Here is an 18,826-nt window from a genome sequence, read left to right as displayed (position 1 = left end):
GATCGTGTGCCGCTCGAAAAGTCATCGCTGCTGGTCAGGCGGCGTGTCTGTATTCGTTGATGAGGCCGCCGAGGATGCGGGTGCGGTACGGTCTTTGGGTGTCGAGGTCGTGTGCTGCGGCGGGGTGCTGTAGGGCTTCGGGTGGTAGTTGGTCGCGGGCCTGGTGGGGTCGGTGCCGGTTGTAGTGGTCTTCGTAGGTCTTGAGGACGTGTCGTGCGTGGGCTTCGCCGGTGATCAGGATGTGGTCGAGGAGTTCGCGTCTGATGGTGCCGATGACCCGTTCGCAGTGGGCGTTCATCCGGGGTGCCTGTGGTGCGCTCTTGATCACGTGTAGGTCGTCGGCCTGGAAGACGGTGTCGAACGTCTGGCTGTACTTGCCGTCGCGGTCGCGGAGAAGGAAGTGCGGGGACTGCGTCCGGTGTCCGAGGTCGGCGGCGAGGTTCCTGGCCTGCTGCGTGGTCCACTCCTGTGGGGTTCCAAAAGTCAGCCATGTGGCCTGACCTGCGGTTAGGCGGCTGTGGGTTCGTACTCGTTGGTGAGGCCGCCGAGGACTGGTCGGCGGCGTATCGAGGTGCAGCGCGGCTTCGTGATCGGTTGGTCCGGTCGTGGTGGTGCGAGCTGGAGTGCTTGGTGTGGTCGTCGGTGGTTGTGGTGGGCTGCGTAGCGGTCCGGGACCGCTCGCAGGTGGTGTTCGTTGAGGATGAGTAGTCGGTCGGTGGCTTCGCGTCTGATGGTGCCGACGGGCCGTTCGGCGTGGGCGTTGGCTCTTGGGCAGCGTGGTGGAGTTTTCACGACCTTGATGCCTGCGCCGGGGAAGACGGCGTCGAACGAGGCGGTGAACTGGCCGGTCCGGTTCCGGATGAGGAACCGGAAGTCGTCTGCCCCGGTCGCCGAGGTCCATCAGGAGGTTGCGGGCCTGCTGGGTAGTCCAAGGACCGTCGGGGTTGGTGGTGGTGCCGAGGATGTGGACGTAGCGGGTGGCGATGTCCATCACGAAGAACACGTACACGCGCTTGAGGGTGACGGTGCAGTCGATGTGGAAGAAGTCGCAGGTCAGCATGCTTGCGGCCTGCGCGCGGAGGAACCGTTGCCAGGAGGTGTCGGTGTCGCGCTGGGGCGCGGGTGGTATCCGCAGGCGCTTGAGCATGCGGCGGACCGTTGGGGCGGCTACCCGGTGGCCGAGGTTGAGCAGCTCACCTTGGATCCTGCGGTAGCCCTGGTCGGCGTTCTTCCGGGCCATCCGTTCGATCAACGTCACGACGGCGTCGTTGACCGGTGGGCGGTCGGTGCGGTGGGGGTGGGTCCGCTTCTTCGCGACCAGGCGCCGGTGCCGTCGAAGGATGGTGCCCGGTGTCACCAATCGGTGCTCGCGCAGCATCCGGGGGAGTTGGCGCACCAGCGCGGCGAGCACCGCGCGATCCGCCCACTCCAGTCGCGGGCGGGGGTTGGTGCGGCGCAGTACGGCGACTTCGTGCCGCAGCACCGGCAGCTCCACGTCCTTGGCCACCGATGACCGGCCGAGCAGGACCAACCAGCCGACGACCCGGACGAAGACCAGGTGCAGCAGTAGTGGCGCCACACCACACGTGTAGTACGCGTGGTGCGCGATCGCCGCAGATCAGCGCCCAGAGCAGAGTTCTGGCACCCCACAGGGGGACGTCTCCGGTGCGAGTGCCGTCCACCTCGGCAATTCCCACGGCGACCCGCTTCACGGGCATTCAGCGCGGGCCTTCGGTTCCACCTCACCGAGGTGGAACCGAAGGCCCGTGGAGCGCTATTCGGCGGCGAGCCGGTCCTCGGCGCGGGCGAGGACGCGGGCCGCCCACCCGTCCCGGTCTTCGCCGCCCGCGCGGAGCGTCTCCCGGTCGGGGTCGCCGAGCCCGCGGGCGAGCGCTTCCAGCGCCATCCTCCGCAGCACCGGGTTGTCGTTCTCCGGGTACGCGAGCTCGACCAGCCGCGCGAGGAGTCCGGTGTCGGTGTGGTCGCGCAGGTGCTCGCCCGCCGCGGAGGCCGCGATCAGCTGGACATCGCCCGAGTAGTCCCAGGAGACGCCGTCGAGGAACGCGCGCACGAAGTCCAAGTAGGACTCGGTCAGACCCCAGAACGTGCACAGGGTCTGCAAGGCGAGCTTGGCGAGTTCCGCGTCATCCCCCCGCAGGAAGCCCGCCACGAGATCCTCGTGCTCCGTCGCCGACGAACGGCCGACGACGTACAGGAGGCGGTACGCCCGGGACTCGTCCTCAGTGGACGCCAGCTCACGCACCACTTCGGCGATCTCCTGCTTGCCGACCGTGCCCTCCTTGGCTCGCTCGACGAGTTCATCGAGGTCAATGCTCATGGTCACTTCCTCGGCACGAACTGCTCGGACAGGTCCAGCATCCTACTCGCCCTGCTCAGGTCCGCCTGCGCGGCGGCTTTCTCGGCCGCGCTCCGAGCGGGGTTGTCGAGCACCTTCTTCGACTCCCTGATCACGTTCAACAGGCCGTTCTGCGCGTCGCGGACCTCGTGCACGTGGTCCCACGGCGTGCCGTCGGGCTTGCGCTTGACGACCTCACCCTTCAGCTCACGTGCCGCAGCACGCAGGTCGCGCTCGGTGATGTGCGTGGCGATGTTGTTCAGCTTCTGCCGGAAGGGGCCGGCGGCGATCTTGCCGAACTTCGGGATGTGCGCGGCCCAGCCGAGCAGCCTGCCGATCGACTTGCCGAACCCGCTGCCGCCTCCGTTTTCGATCATGCGTATCGGCACCGGCACGGTGACCAACTGGTTGATCAAATCCGGCCCGCACGCGTCGGGGCGGTCCGAGCAGTACAGCCTCAGCAGCATCGCGGCGGCCTGCGGGTCAGCGGACAACCGCTCGAAGTCGACGTTGCCGATGTCCCAGCCGAGCCAGATGTCGAAGTCGTGCACGAGGCCGGTGCACGAGCCGGTGCCGATCCTGGTCGGCAGCTTCACGTCGTTCAGGTAGCAGTGCCCGTCGAGGTAGAACGTGACGGTCCCGTTCTCGAACTCGTTGATGAAGTCGGGTACCTCGTAGTTCTCGAACGCCGCGTCCTGCGCGCGTTGCTCCCGCTCCTCGGCGTTCCTCAGGTCGATCGAGAGCTGCAACGCCTCCGAGGCGAGGGCTGCAGCCTCCGCCGCGTCCTTGCCCGCCGCGTCGGCCGAGGCACGGGCCTGGGCCGCATACGTGTTCGCGAGCGCCGCGCTGGCTTTGGCGTTCGCCGCGGAGCTCTCGGCCTGCGCGGCCGAATTGTCCGCCGCCCTCGCCGCCTGGTGGGCCGACGCCTCGGCTTCACGGGCCTGGCGTGCCGAAGCCGCCGCCTGCTCCGCCCAGTTCTGCGCGTCCACCGCGGATTGCTCGGCCTCCTCGGCGTACTCCTCGGCCTGGGCCGCGTGCTTCGTCGCCTCCTGCGCGTGACGCTCGGCGTCGGCGGCGGCATTGCGCGCCACGGCCGCGACGCGCTGCGCCTCCGCCGCGTCGGACTGCGCGGTCGCCGCGATCTGCGCCGCGTCGGCCACGTAGCCCTTGATCCTGGCCGCGTGCGTGGCCGCATCGTTGTCCCTGCGCTGGGCCTTGAAGCGGCCCACGTTGAGGAACTCGGTCACGTACGACGGCGGTCCCGAGAGCGCGATCTGCGCCGCGGCGCCGACCTCGGTCAGCAGCTGCCCCGCCACCGGGAGGAATGCCGCCGCCGCGGCCCTCTCGTCCTGGATCCGGGCGACGTGCTGACCCGTGCGGATGAACTCGTGCTGGTCCAGTTCCGAGCCTTCGAGGGCGCGCGCCGCCGCGGCCCTGGTCGCGGAGCCGCCCGCGTTCACGATTTGCGCGATCTTGACCCGGTCGTCGGTGTACTTGCCGTCGTAGTGCTGGGTGGTGAGGAACGACCGCACCGCGTCGCCATCGCCGGCCAGTGCGGTGACCGCCGCGGTCCTGAGCGTGGGAATCTCCCCGCTGTCGGCGATGTGCGACACGCGTGAGCGGTCGTCCTGCTCGGCGGCGACGGCGCGCTGCCTGCGGACGAACTCGATCACCTCGTCCTCGGTGCCCGCGAGCGCGGCGAACGCGACCTCACGGGTCCAACTGCCACCGGTGCGGATCATCCGGGAAGCCGCCTTGCGGCCCTTGGCCACCGTGACCTCGCGCGCGGCGTCCGGTGCGACCGCTTCGTTGAGCAGTCTGCGCGTGTCCGAGTCGATTCGGCTGTCTTCGAGGTCGTCCCGCCGCGGCGGGACGGGCTGCGCCTCGTACTCCGCCTTGGCCGCGGCGGCCTCCGCGGTCCTGAGCTCCGTCGTGGTGACCAGTCGCTGCTGGTCCGCCGCACGCGCCGCCTCCTCGACCTTCGAGGCCCGCTCGGCGGCCGAAGTCGCCGTGATCGCCGCGGCGGACGCGGCATTGGCGGCATCGGTCGACCGGCGGGCGGCGTCCGCCGCGTCACCGGCGTGGTCGGCTGCTTCGTCGGCGGCGGCTGCCGCGTTCTCGGCGTGCTGTGCGGCGGCGTTTGCCGCGTCACGTGCTTCCCACGCGGCCTGCGCGGCCTGCGCGGCCAACACATCGGCTTCGTTCGCCGCGCGCGTGGCGGCCTGCGCGTACTGGCGCGCCTGAGCCGCGGCGTTCCGGGCGCGTGCCGCTTCCGCGCTCGCCACGTTCGACTGGTTCGCCGCCTCGGCCGCGGCGGCCGCCGCGGCGTGGGGGTTACCCCCTGGCGCCCCTGCCGCCTTGGCGGGGGTGGCCCCGGCGGGGGGCGCGGTGCCCCCCGCGGCCTCCGCGGCCGCCGCGGCGTCGGCGTTACCCGCTGCCGCCGCTGCCGCCTTGGCGGCGTTGCCCGAGGCGATGGCCGCGTTGCCCGCCGCGTTCGCGGCGTCGGCGGCGAGCTTCGCGCCCGCTGCGACATCGCGCGCGGCCTGCGCGGCCTGACGTGCGGCCGACGCGTCGTTGGCGTTCGTCGCCGCGGCAGCCGCGGCATGGGAGGCGCGCGTCGCGGCGTGATTCGCGAGTGTCGCGGCGCTCGCGGCCCGCGCCGCGGCGTTGGCGGCGACGCGAGCGGCGTTGTTCGCCGACTCGGCGGCGCCGATCGCGACGTTGGCGGCCTTTGCGGCGCCACTGGCCGCGTCAGCCGCGCGTCCGGCGGCAGCGGAAGCCTCGTTCGCGTTGTCCCGTGCGGCCGCGGTCTCCCGCGCGGCGCGCTCGGCGGCTTCCTTCGCGAGCGCGGCGGCCTGCACCGCCTGCTCGGAAGCCTCCTTCGCCTTCTCGGTCTCCAGCGCCGCGGTGGCGCCTGCTTCCCGGGCGAGTTCGACGAGTTGGGAGACGGTCAGCACTTCCTGGTCGCGTTCACGTGCGACGTGCTGACCAACCTCGATGTACTCGCGGATGTCGTCGGCCGTGCCCAACAGCGCGATCTCCGCGGTGCGCTTCACCTCGGCGCCGCCCGCGTTCATGATCTGGGTGACCTTGAGCCGGTTGTCCTGCTCCCGAGCCGGGAACTGGCTGACACGCAGGAACAGCTGCCGGTCGGAGTCGGTGCCGTCCAGGGCCTGTTTCGCGGTGCGGCGGACGACGGGCCCGGCCGCGTTCATGATCTGCGTGATCTGGACGCGCTGGTCCTGCGCCAGCGGCGCCTGCCAGCCGTTCTTCAGGAACTCGGAGAGCTGCTCCGGCGTTCCGGACAGCGCCTGCGCGGCGGCTTCGCGGACCTTGCGCCCGCTGATCGCGATGATCCGCGCCGCGCGCAGGCGGTCGTCGTGCACCGACGCCGTCTGCCTGCCGTTGGCCAGGTACTCGCGAACGTCCGCCTCGGACCCGAGCAGCGCGGCTTCTGCGGTGCGTTGGACCACGGGACCACCCGCGCGCATGGCCTGCACGATCTTCATGCGATCGGTGAGCGGAACGACGACCTCGTCCTGGGCGAACGCGGTCGGCGCGATCACCACGCCGAGAGCCAATGCGGTCGCGATGACGGCTGTGCCGAATGGCCGTAGCCGCCTGCCGATTTCTGTTCGTCTCATCGGACCCCCGGAGTCATTGGCTGGTTGAGCAGGGGGCCACTGCCGACCTAGCCGAGGTCTTCAATTTCCCCCTTCTGGAATCTATAGAGCAAACGCCCTTCGTTGGCAAACGTGCGGGTTCGTTACACAATGTGACGCACGACATAGAAGATTGGCTTCCGGTCGCCGTTGGCCCATTATCTGGGGCAGCGCCCGAACGGTGGTGGCGCAACTGGGGCGCGTTCCGCGTGCGGTTGATCATCCAAGACCGCGTGCGCTGATCTGGGAGGTCCGGTGAGGGCTCGTTCTCGCACGCTCGTTGTCGGTGTGATTGGCGCCGTCTGCGCATTACTGCTCGGCGCTTCCGCCGCCGCGACCGGTGGTGCCGCCGCACCGGCCGAGGATTCTCAGCCGTCGCTGGTGGAGACTTACGACTACCCCGGTGCCGCGGCCATCGAGGCCGAGCGCGGCATCAAGCTCAAGAAGGGTGACGGGCACATCCTGTTCGTCGAGTGCGCGGACAACGCGAACCAGCTGAAAGTCGAGAGCACGGCCTTCCCGCAGGGCCGCAACTTCTTCTGCTTTAAGATCGTCGGCGTCGAGGGTCAGATCGTGATGGAACTGCCCGAGGCGTTCCTGGTGTATGGAAACGATTACAACGTCGTGGCAACGTGGCGCGCCGAAGACGGGTCCGTCCACAACACGCCGATTCGCAAGAACGGACTCACCGCGATCGGCGAAGGCGTCACCGGAACTCCCGGATCGTTGATCGAGTTCAATGCGACCAGGTAAGGGTCGGTCGACCGCGGGGATGGCGTCATCAATTCTCGGCAAAGCTGTTCATGGGGGAACCGTGCGAACTTGTTGTGTTTCCGTTGTGCCGGCCGGCGGCGGGGTCACCGCGCTCGAACTCCGGGTGTGCGCATGAGCCGCCCGGGACTTCGGCGAGCCGCCGGACTGCTCGCCCTCGTCACGGCGGCGGGTCTGCTCGCCGCGGTGCCGGGAGCCGCAGTCAGCGGTGGCGGCGCGGTCGCGGACGGCACTTACGCGTTCGCGGTGAAACTGGAGGTCGGGGGCGCCCACGGGTGCAGTGGCGCATTGATCGCCCCGCAGTGGGTGATCACTGCGGCGAACTGCTTCCCGGAGAACGCGGGGCAGGCCGGTCCCCCGAAGGTCGCCGCGACGGCGATCGTCGGCCGCGCCGACCAGAACGGCACCGGTGGCCACGCCGTGTCCGTGGTCGACCTGCTGTTCCGGACGGACCGGAACGTGGCGTTGGCGAAGCTGGCCACGCCGATCGCCGACATCGCCCCGGTCGCCATCGGCAGTTCCCCGCCCACGACGGGCGAGTTGTTGCGCATCGCCGGATATGGCCGTACCAACGTCGACTGGGTGCCCGGGAAACTGCACAGCGCGACGGTTTCGGTCCAGTCGATGACCGCCAACACGTTGGCGGTCGTCGGAAACCCGCAGACCACGACGACCACGTGCAAGGGCGACGCGGGCGGCCCGACGCTTCGTGAGCGCAACGGCACGGTCGAATTGATCGCCGTGCACCACACCTCGTGGCAGGCCGGTTGCCTGGACTCGACGGAAACCCGGCAAGGGGCGACCGAGACCCGCGTCGACGACATCGCGAGCTGGATCGGTCAGCGGCTCCGCGGCGACGCCTACACCGCGCTCGCCACTCCGACGCGACTGCTGGACACCCGCGGCCCGACCGGCGGCCACCCGCAGGTCCTGACCGCGGGCGAGATCGTGCCCCTGACCATCCCGGACTTGCCCGCCGGGGCGAGCGCGGTCGCGGTGAACCTGACCGGTGTCGACGCCTCGACGCACACGTTCCTCACCGCCTACGGCGACACCCTGCCCACGTCGTCGAACCTGAACATCCCGCCGACCCGCCCGGCCGCGGTCATGGCTGTGGTCCCGGTCGGCACCGACCGCAAGATCAGGATCCGGAACAACGCGGGAACGATCCACGCTCTGGTGGACCTGCTCGGCTACTACAGCGCCTCCGGTGCGTCGACCTACCAGCCGAAGGACAGCGCGGCGCTGGTGCTCGACACGCGCACCGCCACCGGTGGCCACCAACGCCCGTTCACGGGTGGCGAAACGTTCACCCTGCCCATCCGCGGCGTGGCGGACGTGCCGTCCAACGCGGTTGCGGTCGCGGTGAACGTGACCGGGACCGAGAGCACGCACGGCAGCTTCTTCACGGTCTTCGGCCAAGGTGAACGCAGTGGCTCGACACTGAACGTCGAGGCGGGTGAGGACCGGGCGGCCCAGTCGATCGTGCCGATCGGCAGCGACGGCGCGATCCGCGTCTTCCTCCACTTCGGACAGGCGCACGTGCTGGTCTCGGTATTGGGCTACTTCGTCCCGGGCGACAGCGGCAGCAGGTTCGTGGCACTGCCGACGCCGACCCGGATCGTCGACACCCGCAACCCCGAGTCGCCGCACCCCCGTGCGCTGACTCCGGGCGAGATCATGACCCTCCCGGTGAACGGGCTGCCGGCGCAGGCCACGGCGGCGGCCTTCAACCTCACCGGCGTACAGCCCTCCGGCAACACGGTGATCACGGCTTGGTCGCACGACGTCCCGTTCGCCGGCCAACCATCGACCATGAACATCAGCGGAGGGGAGATCACGTCCAACGCGTCCACCGTCAGACTCGGGTCGGGCGCGCTGGTGGACATCCGCAACTCCGTAGGCACAACGCACGTGGTAGTCGACATGCAGGGCTACTACACCCGTTAGGCACTGACGACGACGGCCTGCCCCCTCCATGTCTGGAGGGGGCAGGCCGTCGTCGTCAGTGCGGTCGGCATGCTGGTCTGCGACGACCTGCCCGGCCCTGTGCTTGCCGAAAATGTCGTCCGTGCAGGTCAGGCGGCGTGGTGGTACTCGTTGAGGATGCCGCCCAGTCGTTGCCGACGGCGGATGTCGAGGCGGGTGAGGGTCGCCTGATCGGGGGCTGGTTGTGGCAGTGGTTGTAGTGGTCGGGCGTTGTCGATGCCCTGGTGGGGCCGGTGGGTGTTGTAGTACCGCTCGTACTCGTGCAGCGCGCGGAGCAGGTGCTGCTGATTCCGGTGAGGATGGCCTGGATGCCGGCTTCGGCGAGGATGGCGTCGAACAGTGCGGGGTACTTGTCGTCGCGGTCGCGGATCAGGAATCGTGCGCGACTGCCCGCGTCCTCGAGGTCCATGACGAGGTTTTTGGCGGCTTGGGTGACCCAGGACGTGGTCGGGTGTGCAGTGGCGCCGAGGACCCTGATCCGGCGATTGGCGTGCTCGATCACCGCGAGCACGTACAGGCGGGTGCCGCCCAGGGTGGTGGTCTCGAAGAAGTCACAGGCCAGTAGAGCGTCGGCCTGCGAGCGGAGGAAGGCCGGCCAGGTCGTCGAGGTGCGCTCGGGAGCGGGGTCGATCCCGGCGTCTTCGAGGATTCGCCAGACGGTGGAGGCGGCGACTGTGATGCCGAGGACGAGGAGTTCTCCGTGGATGCGGCGGTAGCCCCAAGTGGGGTTCTCCCGCGCCAGGCGCAGCACGAGAAGGCGGATCGAGCGGATGGTCCGTGGTCGGCCGGGTCGCTTGGGGTGGGCCTGGCAGCGTGGCGACGTGCGAGGAGGTCTCAGTGCCAGCGCAGGACCGTTTCCGGGCGCACCAGTAGTCGGAGTCGACGAAGCGTGTGCGCCGGGAGTCGGTGCGGCAGGGCCGCGAGGAAGGCCCGGTCGGCGGGGAAAAACCGAGGGCGGGCGTCACCGAGTGGCGCTGCAGGACGGTGATCTGGTGCCGTAGCGCCAGGATCTCCGTGTCCTCGTCCCGGTCGCTCATGGGCAGCAGGCGCAGCAGTGCGAAGGCGTTGGTCACGCTCAGGTAGGCCGGTCGGAGCGGCACAGCCGGTCGTCATGCCGTGTCGGCGGACGGCGAGGTGGACCTGCGGCCGCACCCACGAGTACTTCGGCCCTGCAAGCTGCACACGGCTTCAAGCTGCATGGATGTAGTTGTCGGCAGGCACAGCGTCTCGCCCGGCAGTCCCGGTCCGATCGCCATCGGTTGCGCCCCGCACCAGACCACCGAGTGCGCTCCGACCTGTCACCCGGTGACGGCGACCGGCTTCCAGGGGCTGGGTCTCCAGGCCCGCGATGTCGACATGGCGGGGCTACCGGACAACAGTGCCCAGGCCGTCGCCATCGGGGAGGATGACACCGTCTACCACCGCGCCCGCAACGCGGACGGATCGCGGACCCCGTTCTACGCGCTCAACGCGAGCAACCAGCAGGTACCGGCCAAGGGCGAGAAGGCCGCCATCGCCGCCACCCCCGACGACACCTCCCAAGTCCTGATCACCGGCCTGTGACGGTGCGTGGTTCCCGGCGGTCGGAGGGGGCCGCCGGGAACCACGCCGACCGGAATCGGGTGCGGCCCGTTCGCGCGGTGGCGGGCGATCGGGGCGTGGCGATCCCGTTGAGCAGGGCCCACTACACCCCACGCGGCACTCGGTCACGACGCAGTGATGCGGCTCATGTGACGGGCTGCGTGCCGCTGACCGATGACGCCTGCGGCGGCGCGGTCGTCACCTGGGACGTCCGTACTCGTGACCTTGCCCAACCGGCCGGAGCAACAGTGCTGGTTGAGGTGGGTGTACCTGACGAGACCGGGTCGGCCGGGAATGTCGGACGAGATGAAGGCCGACCTGTGGCGGAGGTGAAAAGCCGGGGAGTCGATCAGACTCGTCGCCGTGGGATCGGCAAGCCGCCCGGTTCGGTGTTCACCGTGCTCAAGCACCGCAGTGCGGGCCAGGCGCCCCAAGCCGTGCCTGCTCGCCCGTCGTCCTGGATCGAGGGAGGAGGTGGTGGCGCTGCTGGGTGAGGAGTGGTCGCCCGGGCAGATCATCGGCCACCTGCGCCTGCGCCACGACGGCGACCCGGGAATGCGCCGCGTGCCGAGATCACCTGCGCCACACCGCAGCAGCGCTGGGGCCTCGTGGGCAGGGGCAGGATCCCGGCGTCCTCGGACCGGATCTCGACGCTGTGACCGGCGTCGGCGATCGCGGTGCACGGCACGGCCGGTGCCGGGCCGCGGTTGATGATCGCATCGTGCGCGATCCGGTGCGAGTACGAGGACGGGACGAGAAACGTGATCACCCCGCCGCGCCGGGAAACCCGTCGGGGTGCGGCGTTCGCCGTGCACTCGGGCACCTCGCCGAGGTACGCGCCGGGTCGTGGTGGTCCTGCGGAATTCGGTCCGTCTCCGCTGAACCCCGCCTCTGCCGCTCCCCGGGGTCATGGGGCTGTGCGGTGCTTCAATGACGGCCATGCCCCTCCACGAGTTGCGTGCCCTGCTGGCCCGGCACGCCCGCCTCGATCTGAGCACGGACATCGATTCCGTGCGCATCTTCCGCGCCGATCGGCCCAGCCCGCCGACGCCGACCACCTACGGCAAGGTGCTGGCACTCGTCGCCCAGGGCACCAAACGGTTCGCGCTGGGCAACCGCCTGTACGAGTACCGCGCCGGGGAGTACGTCATCGCCTCGGTCGACCTGCCGGTGACCGCGCAGTTCATCCGGGCCAGTCCGGGGGAACCCGCGCTCGGCTTCGGTCTGGACCTGCGGCCGACTGCGGTCACCGAGGTGCTGCTGGCCGCGAATACCGGGGAACTGCCGGAAATCCCGGCCGGCGCGCCGGCCGGTCTGGCCGTCAGCACCGCCTCCGCCGAACTGCTCGATGCCGTCGTCCGCCTCCTGCGGCTGCTCGACCAGCCCCGCGACATCCCTGTGCTCGCGCCCCTGATCAAGCGGGAGATCATCTGGCGGCTGCTCACCGGTGAGCAGCGCAACACCCTGCGCCAGTTCGGCCTGCCCGACAGCAGGCTCAGCCACATCGCCAGGGCCGTCCAGTGGATCCGCGACAACTACGCGCTGCCCTTCCGCGTCGAGGAGGTGGCGCAGAGGGCGGGCATGAGCGTCTCCGCGTTCCACCGCAACTTCCAGGCCGTCACCTCGATGAGCCCCATCCAGTACCAGAAGCAGATCCGCCTTCAGCACGCCAGGCTGCTGCTCGCCGCGAATCCCGGCGACATCGCCGGGATCAGCCGCCAGGTCGGCTACGAGAGCCCCGCCCAGTTCAGCCGCGAGTACCGCCGGCAGTTCGGTGACCCACCGCGCCGGGACGCGGTCCGCCTGGGCGCGAACGCCCGAACCGGTGCACCCGGCACTTCTCGCGACGGTTGAACAGAACTCGCGACTTCTTGCTCGATCCTGCCCGCTTGCTCCGCTGACGGGCCCTGCCGCGGGGACTCGCTATAGCCTCCCCGGACAGAGGCACCTGAAGACGGTTCGCGGCCGGCTGGTGACCGGCGAGCAAAGACGGGCGCGTGAAGTGACGAGGGGTCGATGTCGAACTGTTCGGGCGTCATGACGAGCCGGCACGGATTACCGGGTTCCTCGACCTCGTGCGACAGAGCGGCGGTGTCCGGGTAGGAGTTCGAGGCCGACGTCAGCTGCTCCGGTCTCAACCAGTTGCTGCCGCCTGTGCGCGGCTCTGGAACCGCCTCCCGCCCGGCCCGCGCGAGGCGCTGTCGGTGGCGCTCGGCTTCGGAGCCGGTGCGTCGCCTGATGTCCTCCTGATCTGCAACGCCGCGCTGCTGCTCGTCAGGCCGACAGATGCCGCAGCTGCACATATCGGCGTGGCCGGATCCAGCACGTCCAGGCAGGAGTTCGAGAGCACCAAGCTCCTCTCGGGCCTCGCCCGTTGTTTTCGATCGGACCAGGCGAAGGGAAGAGCGCGATGACCAACGACGCTCGAAGTGACATATCGTTGCACGTCAACGGGACCACGCATCGGCTCACCGTCGACAACCGCAGAACGCTGCTCGACGCGTTGCGGGAGGACACGCGGCACACCGGTTCGAAGAAGGGATGTGACTCCGGCCAGTGCGGTGCGTGCACGGTGCTGGTGGACGGCAGGCGCGTGGTGTCGTGCCTGACGCTCGCGGTCGCGGCGGAGGGTGCCGAGGTCGTCACGGTTGAAGGGCTCGCCGTGAACGACGAGCTGCGGCCGGTCCAGGAGGCGTTCGTGCGGCTCGACGGACTCCAGTGCGGGTTCTGCACTCCTGGTCAATTGTGCTCGGCCGTCGGGGTGCTGGCCGAGCACGCGGCGGGATGGCCGAGTGCCGTTACCCCCGACCTCTCACCTGACCAGCCACATCGGCCCCTCGACGCCGATGAGGTGCGCGAGCGGATGAGCGGGAACCTGTGCCGCTGCGGCGCCTACCCGTCGATCGTGCGCGCCGTTCTCGAAGCCGTCGAATGTGAAGAGGTGAGCAGGTGAAGGAGTTCGCCTACAGCCGCGCGACCGCGGTCCACGATGCGCTGACCTCCGTGGTGGGACGGGGGAACGCCCGGTTCCTGGCGGGCGGCACGAATCTCGTCGACCTGATGAAGCGCGGTGTCGAGACACCTGATCGTCTGGTCGACGTACGTGCTCTGCCGCTCGCCGGCGTCCACGAGGCCCGCAACGGTGACCTGGTGATCGGTGCGACGACGACGAACAGCGACGCCGCTGCTCATCCCGAGATCCGGCGCCGCTATCCGGCACTGTCCCAGGCGGTGCTGGCCGGCGCGTCCGGGCAGCTGCGCAACATGGCGACGGTGGCGGGGAACCTGTTGCAGCGCACCAGGTGCACCTACTTCGCCGATCTGTCGTCAGCGTGCAACAAGCGGCTGCCCGGCAGTGGCTGCGCCGCCCTGGCAGGCGTGCACCACAACCACGCCATCCTCGGCGCGTCACCGGCCTGCGTCGCCACGAACCCGTCGGACATGGCGGTACCGATGATGTTGTTCGACGCGGTCGTGCACTACGAAACGCTGGACGGCGAAGGGGAGATCCCGATCTCGCGGTTCTACCGCCCGGTCGGCGACACGCCGCACCTGGAGACGACGCTTCCCGACGGCGCCCTGATCACCTCCGTGACGCTTCCCGGTGCCGCCGCAGGAGAACGGTCGCGGTACCGCAAGGTGCGCGAACGCGCGTCATACGCCTTCGCCACCGTGTCCGTCGCAGCGGATCTGGTGGTGCGCTCGGGCCAGGTGCGTGAGGTGCGCATCGCGCTGGGCGGCGTCGCCTCGCACCCGTGGCGGGCGAGGATCGCCGAGGAGGAGCTGCGCGGCGGCCCGGCCTCCCCCGAGCGGTTCCGCGCCGCGGCCGAGGCGGAGCTCGACGCGGCAAAACCTCTGCCGCACAACGGATACAAGATTAGACTGGCACGCAACCTCATCCAGTCCGTGCTGACCGAGATCGTCCACTGACCGGATGGGAGCGACAAGGTGAACACACATCCACAGGTGCTCGAGAGCACGGGTGCCGAGGTTCCCGGGTTGTCCGGGCATGCGATCGGCACGCCACGTACCAGGGTCGAAGGCCGCGACAAGGTGAGCGGCAAGGCCCGCTACGTCGGCGATGTCCCGATCGAGCGGCTCGCTCACGGCGCGGTCGTCACCGCGACGATCGCCAGTGGCCGCATCACCGCCATCGACATCAGTGCGACACTCGCGTCGCCCGGTGTGATCGGTGTGATCGACCACCGCAACGCGCCGCGGGTCAACCCGGAGGCCGGTTCGCCCTTCTTCGGTCCGGACGGCCAGTTGCAGCTGCTGCAAGACGACCAGATCGCCCACGGTGGTTGGCCGGTCGCGCTCGTCGTGGCGGAAACTCACGAGCAGGCCCGTGCCGGGGCCGAGCGGCTTCGCGTGTCCTATGTGGAGCAGCCGCACGACGTCGCGTTCTCCGCGGGCCACCCGGCGGCGCGGCCCGCGTTGGCCGCGTTCGGCCCGGATGCGAACAAGGGCGACCTGGACGCCGAACTGGCCGCGTCCGCAGTGGTGGTGGACGAGAGCTACACCACGCCCGCCCAGCACGCCTGTGCGATGGAACCGCACGCGGCGACGGCCTGGCTGGAAGGCGCCGTGCTGCGCGCGATCGACTCGAACCAGGCGCCGTACGGCATCGCGGCGCAACTCGCGACGCTGTTCGGCAAGTCGCTGTCCGACGTCCGCGTCCAGGCTGAGCAGGTCGGCGGCGGCTTCGGGTCGAAGACAGGACTCGGCCCGCAACTGATCCTCGCGACAATGGCCACCATGCTCTTCCACCGCCCGGTGCGCGTCGCCTTGACGAGGGAGGAGGTGTTCCTGGCGACGTCCGCGCGCCCGCGCACCGACCAGCGCGTGCGGCTGGGCGCCGACCGTGACGGCAGGCTGCGGGCGATCGGCCACGAGGCCGCCTTCGAGATCTCCGGCAAGTCCGAGTTCATCGAGAACTGCGTGGAGATCGCCAAGACCCTCTACGCCGCCAACGCGATCCGCACCAGGCTCAACGTGGTGCCGCTGAACATCCTGCCGGTCGCCTCGGTGCGCGCGCCGGGGACTGCGCCGGGGTCCTTCGCGCTGGAGTCCGCGGTGGACGAGCTGGCGGAGCGGCTGGGCATGGACCCGCTGGAGCTGCGGCGACGCAACGAACCGGAGGTCGGGCCGGTGTCCGGTCTGCCGTTCACCAGTCGGAAGTTCCAGCTCTGCATGTCCGAGGGTGCGCGCCGGTTCGGATGGGCCGGCCGAGACCACCGGCCGCGCCGTCGCCGGGAGGGTCACCTGCTGATCGGCACCGGCATGGCCGGCACGTCGTTCCTCACCACCGCCTTCCCGTCGTCGGCGACGATCACCGCCGAGCAGGACGGCACGTTCACCGTGGCCATCGCGGCGATCGACATCGGCACAGGCGCGCGCACGGCGTTGCACGCGATCGCCGCCGACGCGCTCCGCGTCGGCTGGGACAGGATTCGGCTGAGGATCGGCGACAGTGCCATCGGCCCGGCCTGGCAGGCCGGTGGATCGCTGGGCACGACTTCGTGGGGCTGGGCGATCGTCGCGGCGGCGAGGGACCTGCTCGAGCAGCTCGAGTCGGGGCCCGCGCTGCCGGTGTCCGTCACTTCCGACACCACCGAGGAAATCATGTCGCGGCCGCACCGCGAACGGCACTCCTACAGCGCCGTGTTCGCCGAGGTGGCCGTCGACCCCGCCACCGGAGAGGTGCGGGTGCGCAGGCTGGTCGGGCGGTTCGCGGTCGGGCGCGTGGTGAACCCGTTGATGGTCCGCAGCCAGCTCACCGGCGGCATGATCATGGGTCTGTCCATCGCGCTGCTGGAGGAGGTCGTGCGCGACGAGGTCAGCGGCAGGCAGGTGAACGCCGACTTCGCCGGCTACCACTTCGCGGCGAACGCGGATGTGCCGTTCATCGACGCCGACTTCGTCGAAGACCACGAGCCCGACGACCCGCTCGGGCTGAAGGGGCCGGGGGAGATCGGCACGGTGGCCGTCGCCGCGGCCATCGCGAACGCCGTCTGGCACGCCACCGGCAAACGCCACCGGGAGCTGCCGATCCGGCTCGACCGCGTCATCGAGGACTGACGGCCGTGCTGCGGGAGATCTGGCCATTCGTACAGGTCAAGCACGACGCGGGGCAGGAGGTCGTACTGGCCCGCCTGGTGGGTCGCGACGGCCCGGGTGCCCGGCCGCTGGGCGCCACGATGGCGATCGCCGAGGACGGCACGTGGCGCGGCTCGGTATCAGGGGGTTGCGTCGAGGGCATCGTCCTCGACGCGGCGCGCGCCGTGCTCGACGGCGCCGCGCCCCGGGTGACGACGGTCTCCCCGAGCGCACACCTGATGCCGTGGGAGGAAACCCCGGCGTGCGCGGGTGAGCTCCAGGTGCTGCTCACCCGCGCTCCCGACGCCCCGGTGCGGGCCGCGATCACCTCCGCATTGGCGGATGACCGGCTGCTGGCGGTGCGCATCGGGCTCGAGCCGCCGTACTCGTGGTCGGTGACGACCACCGCCGCGCGGCCGCCGTCCGGTGATGGCGGTTCCGTGTTCGTGGAGGAGTTGAGGCCGCGCAGCACGCTCGTCCTGGTCGGCGCCACCGACCTCGCCGCGACCATCGCGAGGATGGCGGAATCCCTGCACCGCAGAGTGGTCGTCCTGGATCCGCGCCCCGATCACGTCACGTCCGGAGCGGTTCCCACCACCTGCGAGGTCGTTCGCGCGTGGCCGGACGAGTGGATCGCCGGCAACCGGCTCCGGGCCGAGGACGCCGTCGTCACCTTGACGCACGACCCCCGCATCGACGACCGCGCCATCCGCGCGGCGCTGGAGGGCGGAGCGGGACACGTCGCCGCGCTGGGCAGCCGGGCCACCCATGCCCAGCGGCTGCGACGACTCGCCGGAACCTCCGGCCTGGACCGCCTGAGCGGCCCGGCCGGCCTCGACCTCGGTGGGACATCACTCGCCGAGACCGCCCTGTCGATCCTCGCCGAGGTGGTGGCGGTGGGCAACGCGCGATCCGGGCAGCGGCTGCGCGAGGTCCGAACGCAGATCAGGGCGGTGGTGCCGGCGTCGTGCTCAGGATCTGCTGTGACCTGAGCACGGTGGGCGACTGCGGGGTGAGCTCAGGCGGTGGAAGCATCTGATTCGAGGAGTTCGGCGAGTACCTCGCCGGGCTTCCTCCGGTCGTGGATCTTACGGGGTCTGTCGTTGATTTCGGTACATCCGCCACGGCGCGCCTGCCGTCCCGGACGGCACCTCGACTGGCGCGCGCGCGACAAGTCCTGCCTTCGCATTCCTCCCGCGTCAGGCGGAACACTCGACCGGCGGTGTCGCCGATGTCGTCGTCGTGGTCAGGGACGGGGACGACCTGGAGGCTGCCAAGGCGTCGAGGTCGCGGTTGAACAGGGAGGAGCTCGCGGGCGAGCTTCGGCGGCTGCGCATCGAGGCCCGGATGACCGGCACGGTCACAGCGCGCGTCGTCGGGATGAGCCAATCCAAGTTGCCGAAGATCGAGAACGGCATGCTCCTCCCGTCCGTGACCGACGTCGAGCGGTTGACGGCCGAGTTGTCCGCGACCCGGGAGCTCCGGTCGAGGCTGGTGGAACTGGCCCGGCAGCTGTACACGGAAGCGAAGACCCGCCGCGTGGTGCTTCACCGCGGGGCGCAACGACACCAACAGACCGTGGCCCGTATCGAGGCCCGTGCCACCGCCGGCCGTTTCTTCCAGAACGCGGGCGTGCCCGCGCTGCTGCAGAGCGAGAACTACCTGCGCGTCGTGTTGAACACGCTGCCGCCGCACGAACAGGACGCCGCCAGGGCCACCCTGCATGCCCGACGCGCACGCATGGACGACCTCGGCAAGAGGTACTTCTTCCTGCTCACGGAAAGTGCACTGCGGTGGCGGATGGGGCCCGCCAGCCTGATGTGCGAGCAGAGTGACCACATCCTGTCGGTCGCGACCAAGCCGAACGTCCAAGTAGGTGTGGTGCCGTGGACAGCGGACGCGAACATGATCGCCGTACACGGGTTCCAGGTCTACGACGAGCGGGTGGTGACGTTGAACGTGCTGACCGGCAACGCGACCATCACCGACCTCCACGACGTGCGGGAATACCTGGCGCTGTTCGGCAGGCTCGAACGGCTCGCGGTGCACGACGACGTGCTGGAGCGGATTTCCGAAGATCACCGCAAGCTCGGCTGAGGGATCGATGTCAGCACACTTCGTGCTTGCGCCCGCCGGACGGGCTGTGACGAAGATGCCGCTGGGGCCGTCCTGGAAACGGATGAGGTGGCCTGCGGAGTGCCAGAAGTCGGTCAGAGCAACCTTCAACTGCGGTTTTAGCCAGCGCGGCCTCGCGCCGCTTGAGACAGCCCCATGAGGTTCACCCCGAACGGTGGACAGGGGCTTACGAGATTCAGGCAGCTGCTCGGAGTGACTTCTCATAGTCGTCGGGACTACGCATCCCGAGCTT

Annotated in this window: 13 protein-coding genes and 1 pseudogene; 10 read left to right on the top strand and 4 right to left on the bottom strand. The window is 69.8% G+C overall.

What is annotated here, in order from left to right; genetic code table 11:
- Window positions 1-34: 34 nt before the first annotated feature.
- From ABD223_RS43790 to ABD223_RS39665, 3 genes are all read right to left on the bottom strand, one after another.
- Entirely contained in the window at window positions 35-1,579 is a 1,545-nt protein-coding gene (locus ABD223_RS43790; RefSeq protein WP_425564087.1) for an integrase core domain-containing protein, read from the bottom strand.
- Window positions 1,580-1,774: 195 nt separating this feature from the next.
- A complete protein-coding gene (locus ABD223_RS39670) occupies window positions 1,775-2,338 on the bottom strand; it encodes a hypothetical protein (protein WP_344042787.1) in 564 nt (187 codons plus the stop codon).
- Window positions 2,339-2,340: 2 nt separating this feature from the next.
- On the bottom strand, window positions 2,341-5,925 hold the full coding sequence (locus ABD223_RS39665) for a polymorphic toxin type 28 domain-containing protein (RefSeq protein ID WP_344042785.1): 3,585 nt from the start codon (window positions 5,923-5,925) through the stop codon (window positions 2,341-2,343).
- 348 nt (window positions 5,926-6,273) lie between these two features.
- On the opposite strand from ABD223_RS39665, the gene ABD223_RS39660 reads away from it, so the two are divergent.
- Window positions 6,274-6,771: a hypothetical protein gene (locus ABD223_RS39660; protein ID WP_344042783.1), complete on the top strand. Its 498-nt coding sequence runs from the start codon at window positions 6,274-6,276 to the stop codon at window positions 6,769-6,771.
- 132 nt (window positions 6,772-6,903) lie between these two features.
- On the top strand, window positions 6,904-8,739 hold the full coding sequence (locus ABD223_RS39655; RefSeq protein ID WP_344042781.1) for a S1 family peptidase: 1,836 nt from the start codon (window positions 6,904-6,906) through the stop codon (window positions 8,737-8,739).
- A gap of 55 nt (window positions 8,740-8,794) precedes the next feature.
- Here ABD223_RS39655 and ABD223_RS39650 read toward each other — a convergent pair whose 3' ends face one another.
- Window positions 8,795-9,529, bottom strand: coding sequence for a hypothetical protein (locus ABD223_RS39650; protein WP_344042779.1), 735 nt, complete (start codon window positions 9,527-9,529; stop codon window positions 8,795-8,797).
- Between the two features lie 605 nt (window positions 9,530-10,134).
- On the opposite strand from ABD223_RS39650, the gene ABD223_RS39645 reads away from it, so the two are divergent.
- From ABD223_RS39645 to ABD223_RS39615, 8 genes and pseudogenes are all read left to right on the top strand, one after another.
- Entirely contained in the window at window positions 10,135-10,341 is a 207-nt protein-coding gene (locus ABD223_RS39645) for a hypothetical protein (RefSeq protein WP_344042777.1), read from the top strand.
- 288 nt (window positions 10,342-10,629) lie between these two features.
- A pseudogene (locus ABD223_RS43785) lies at window positions 10,630-10,920 on the top strand (IS30 family transposase); the annotation flags it as partial.
- A 378-nt stretch (window positions 10,921-11,298) separates the two neighbouring features.
- Window positions 11,299-12,213 (top strand): AraC family transcriptional regulator, encoded by a 915-nt coding sequence (locus ABD223_RS39640; protein WP_344042775.1) that lies wholly within the window; start codon window positions 11,299-11,301, stop codon window positions 12,211-12,213.
- Between the two features lie 556 nt (window positions 12,214-12,769).
- Window positions 12,770-13,312 carry a (2Fe-2S)-binding protein gene (locus tag ABD223_RS39635; protein WP_344042773.1) on the top strand — a complete coding sequence of 181 codons (543 nt, stop codon included), beginning with the start codon at window positions 12,770-12,772 and terminating at the stop codon, window positions 13,310-13,312.
- Window positions 13,309-14,289 (top strand): FAD binding domain-containing protein, encoded by a 981-nt coding sequence (locus ABD223_RS39630; RefSeq protein ID WP_344042771.1) that lies wholly within the window; start codon window positions 13,309-13,311, stop codon window positions 14,287-14,289. Before ABD223_RS39635 ends, ABD223_RS39630 begins: the two co-directional genes overlap by 4 nt.
- 123 nt (window positions 14,290-14,412) lie before the next feature.
- Complete coding sequence (locus tag ABD223_RS39625; protein WP_344042769.1) at window positions 14,413-16,440, top strand: xanthine dehydrogenase family protein molybdopterin-binding subunit; 2,028 nt, start codon at window positions 14,413-14,415, stop codon at window positions 16,438-16,440.
- A gap of 5 nt (window positions 16,441-16,445) precedes the next feature.
- On the top strand, window positions 16,446-17,450 hold the full coding sequence (locus ABD223_RS39620) for an XdhC family protein (protein WP_344042767.1): 1,005 nt from the start codon (window positions 16,446-16,448) through the stop codon (window positions 17,448-17,450).
- A 301-nt stretch (window positions 17,451-17,751) separates the two neighbouring features.
- Window positions 17,752-18,555, top strand: coding sequence for a helix-turn-helix domain-containing protein (locus tag ABD223_RS39615; protein WP_344042765.1), 804 nt, complete (start codon window positions 17,752-17,754; stop codon window positions 18,553-18,555).
- The last annotated feature ends 271 nt before the right edge of the window (window positions 18,556-18,826 follow it).

It is taken from the genome of Saccharothrix xinjiangensis, from assembly GCF_039527585.1.
Taxonomy (GTDB): Bacteria; Actinomycetota; Actinomycetes; order Mycobacteriales; family Pseudonocardiaceae; genus Actinosynnema; species Actinosynnema xinjiangensis.
This window is presented reverse-complemented; position numbering and strand designations above follow the sequence as displayed.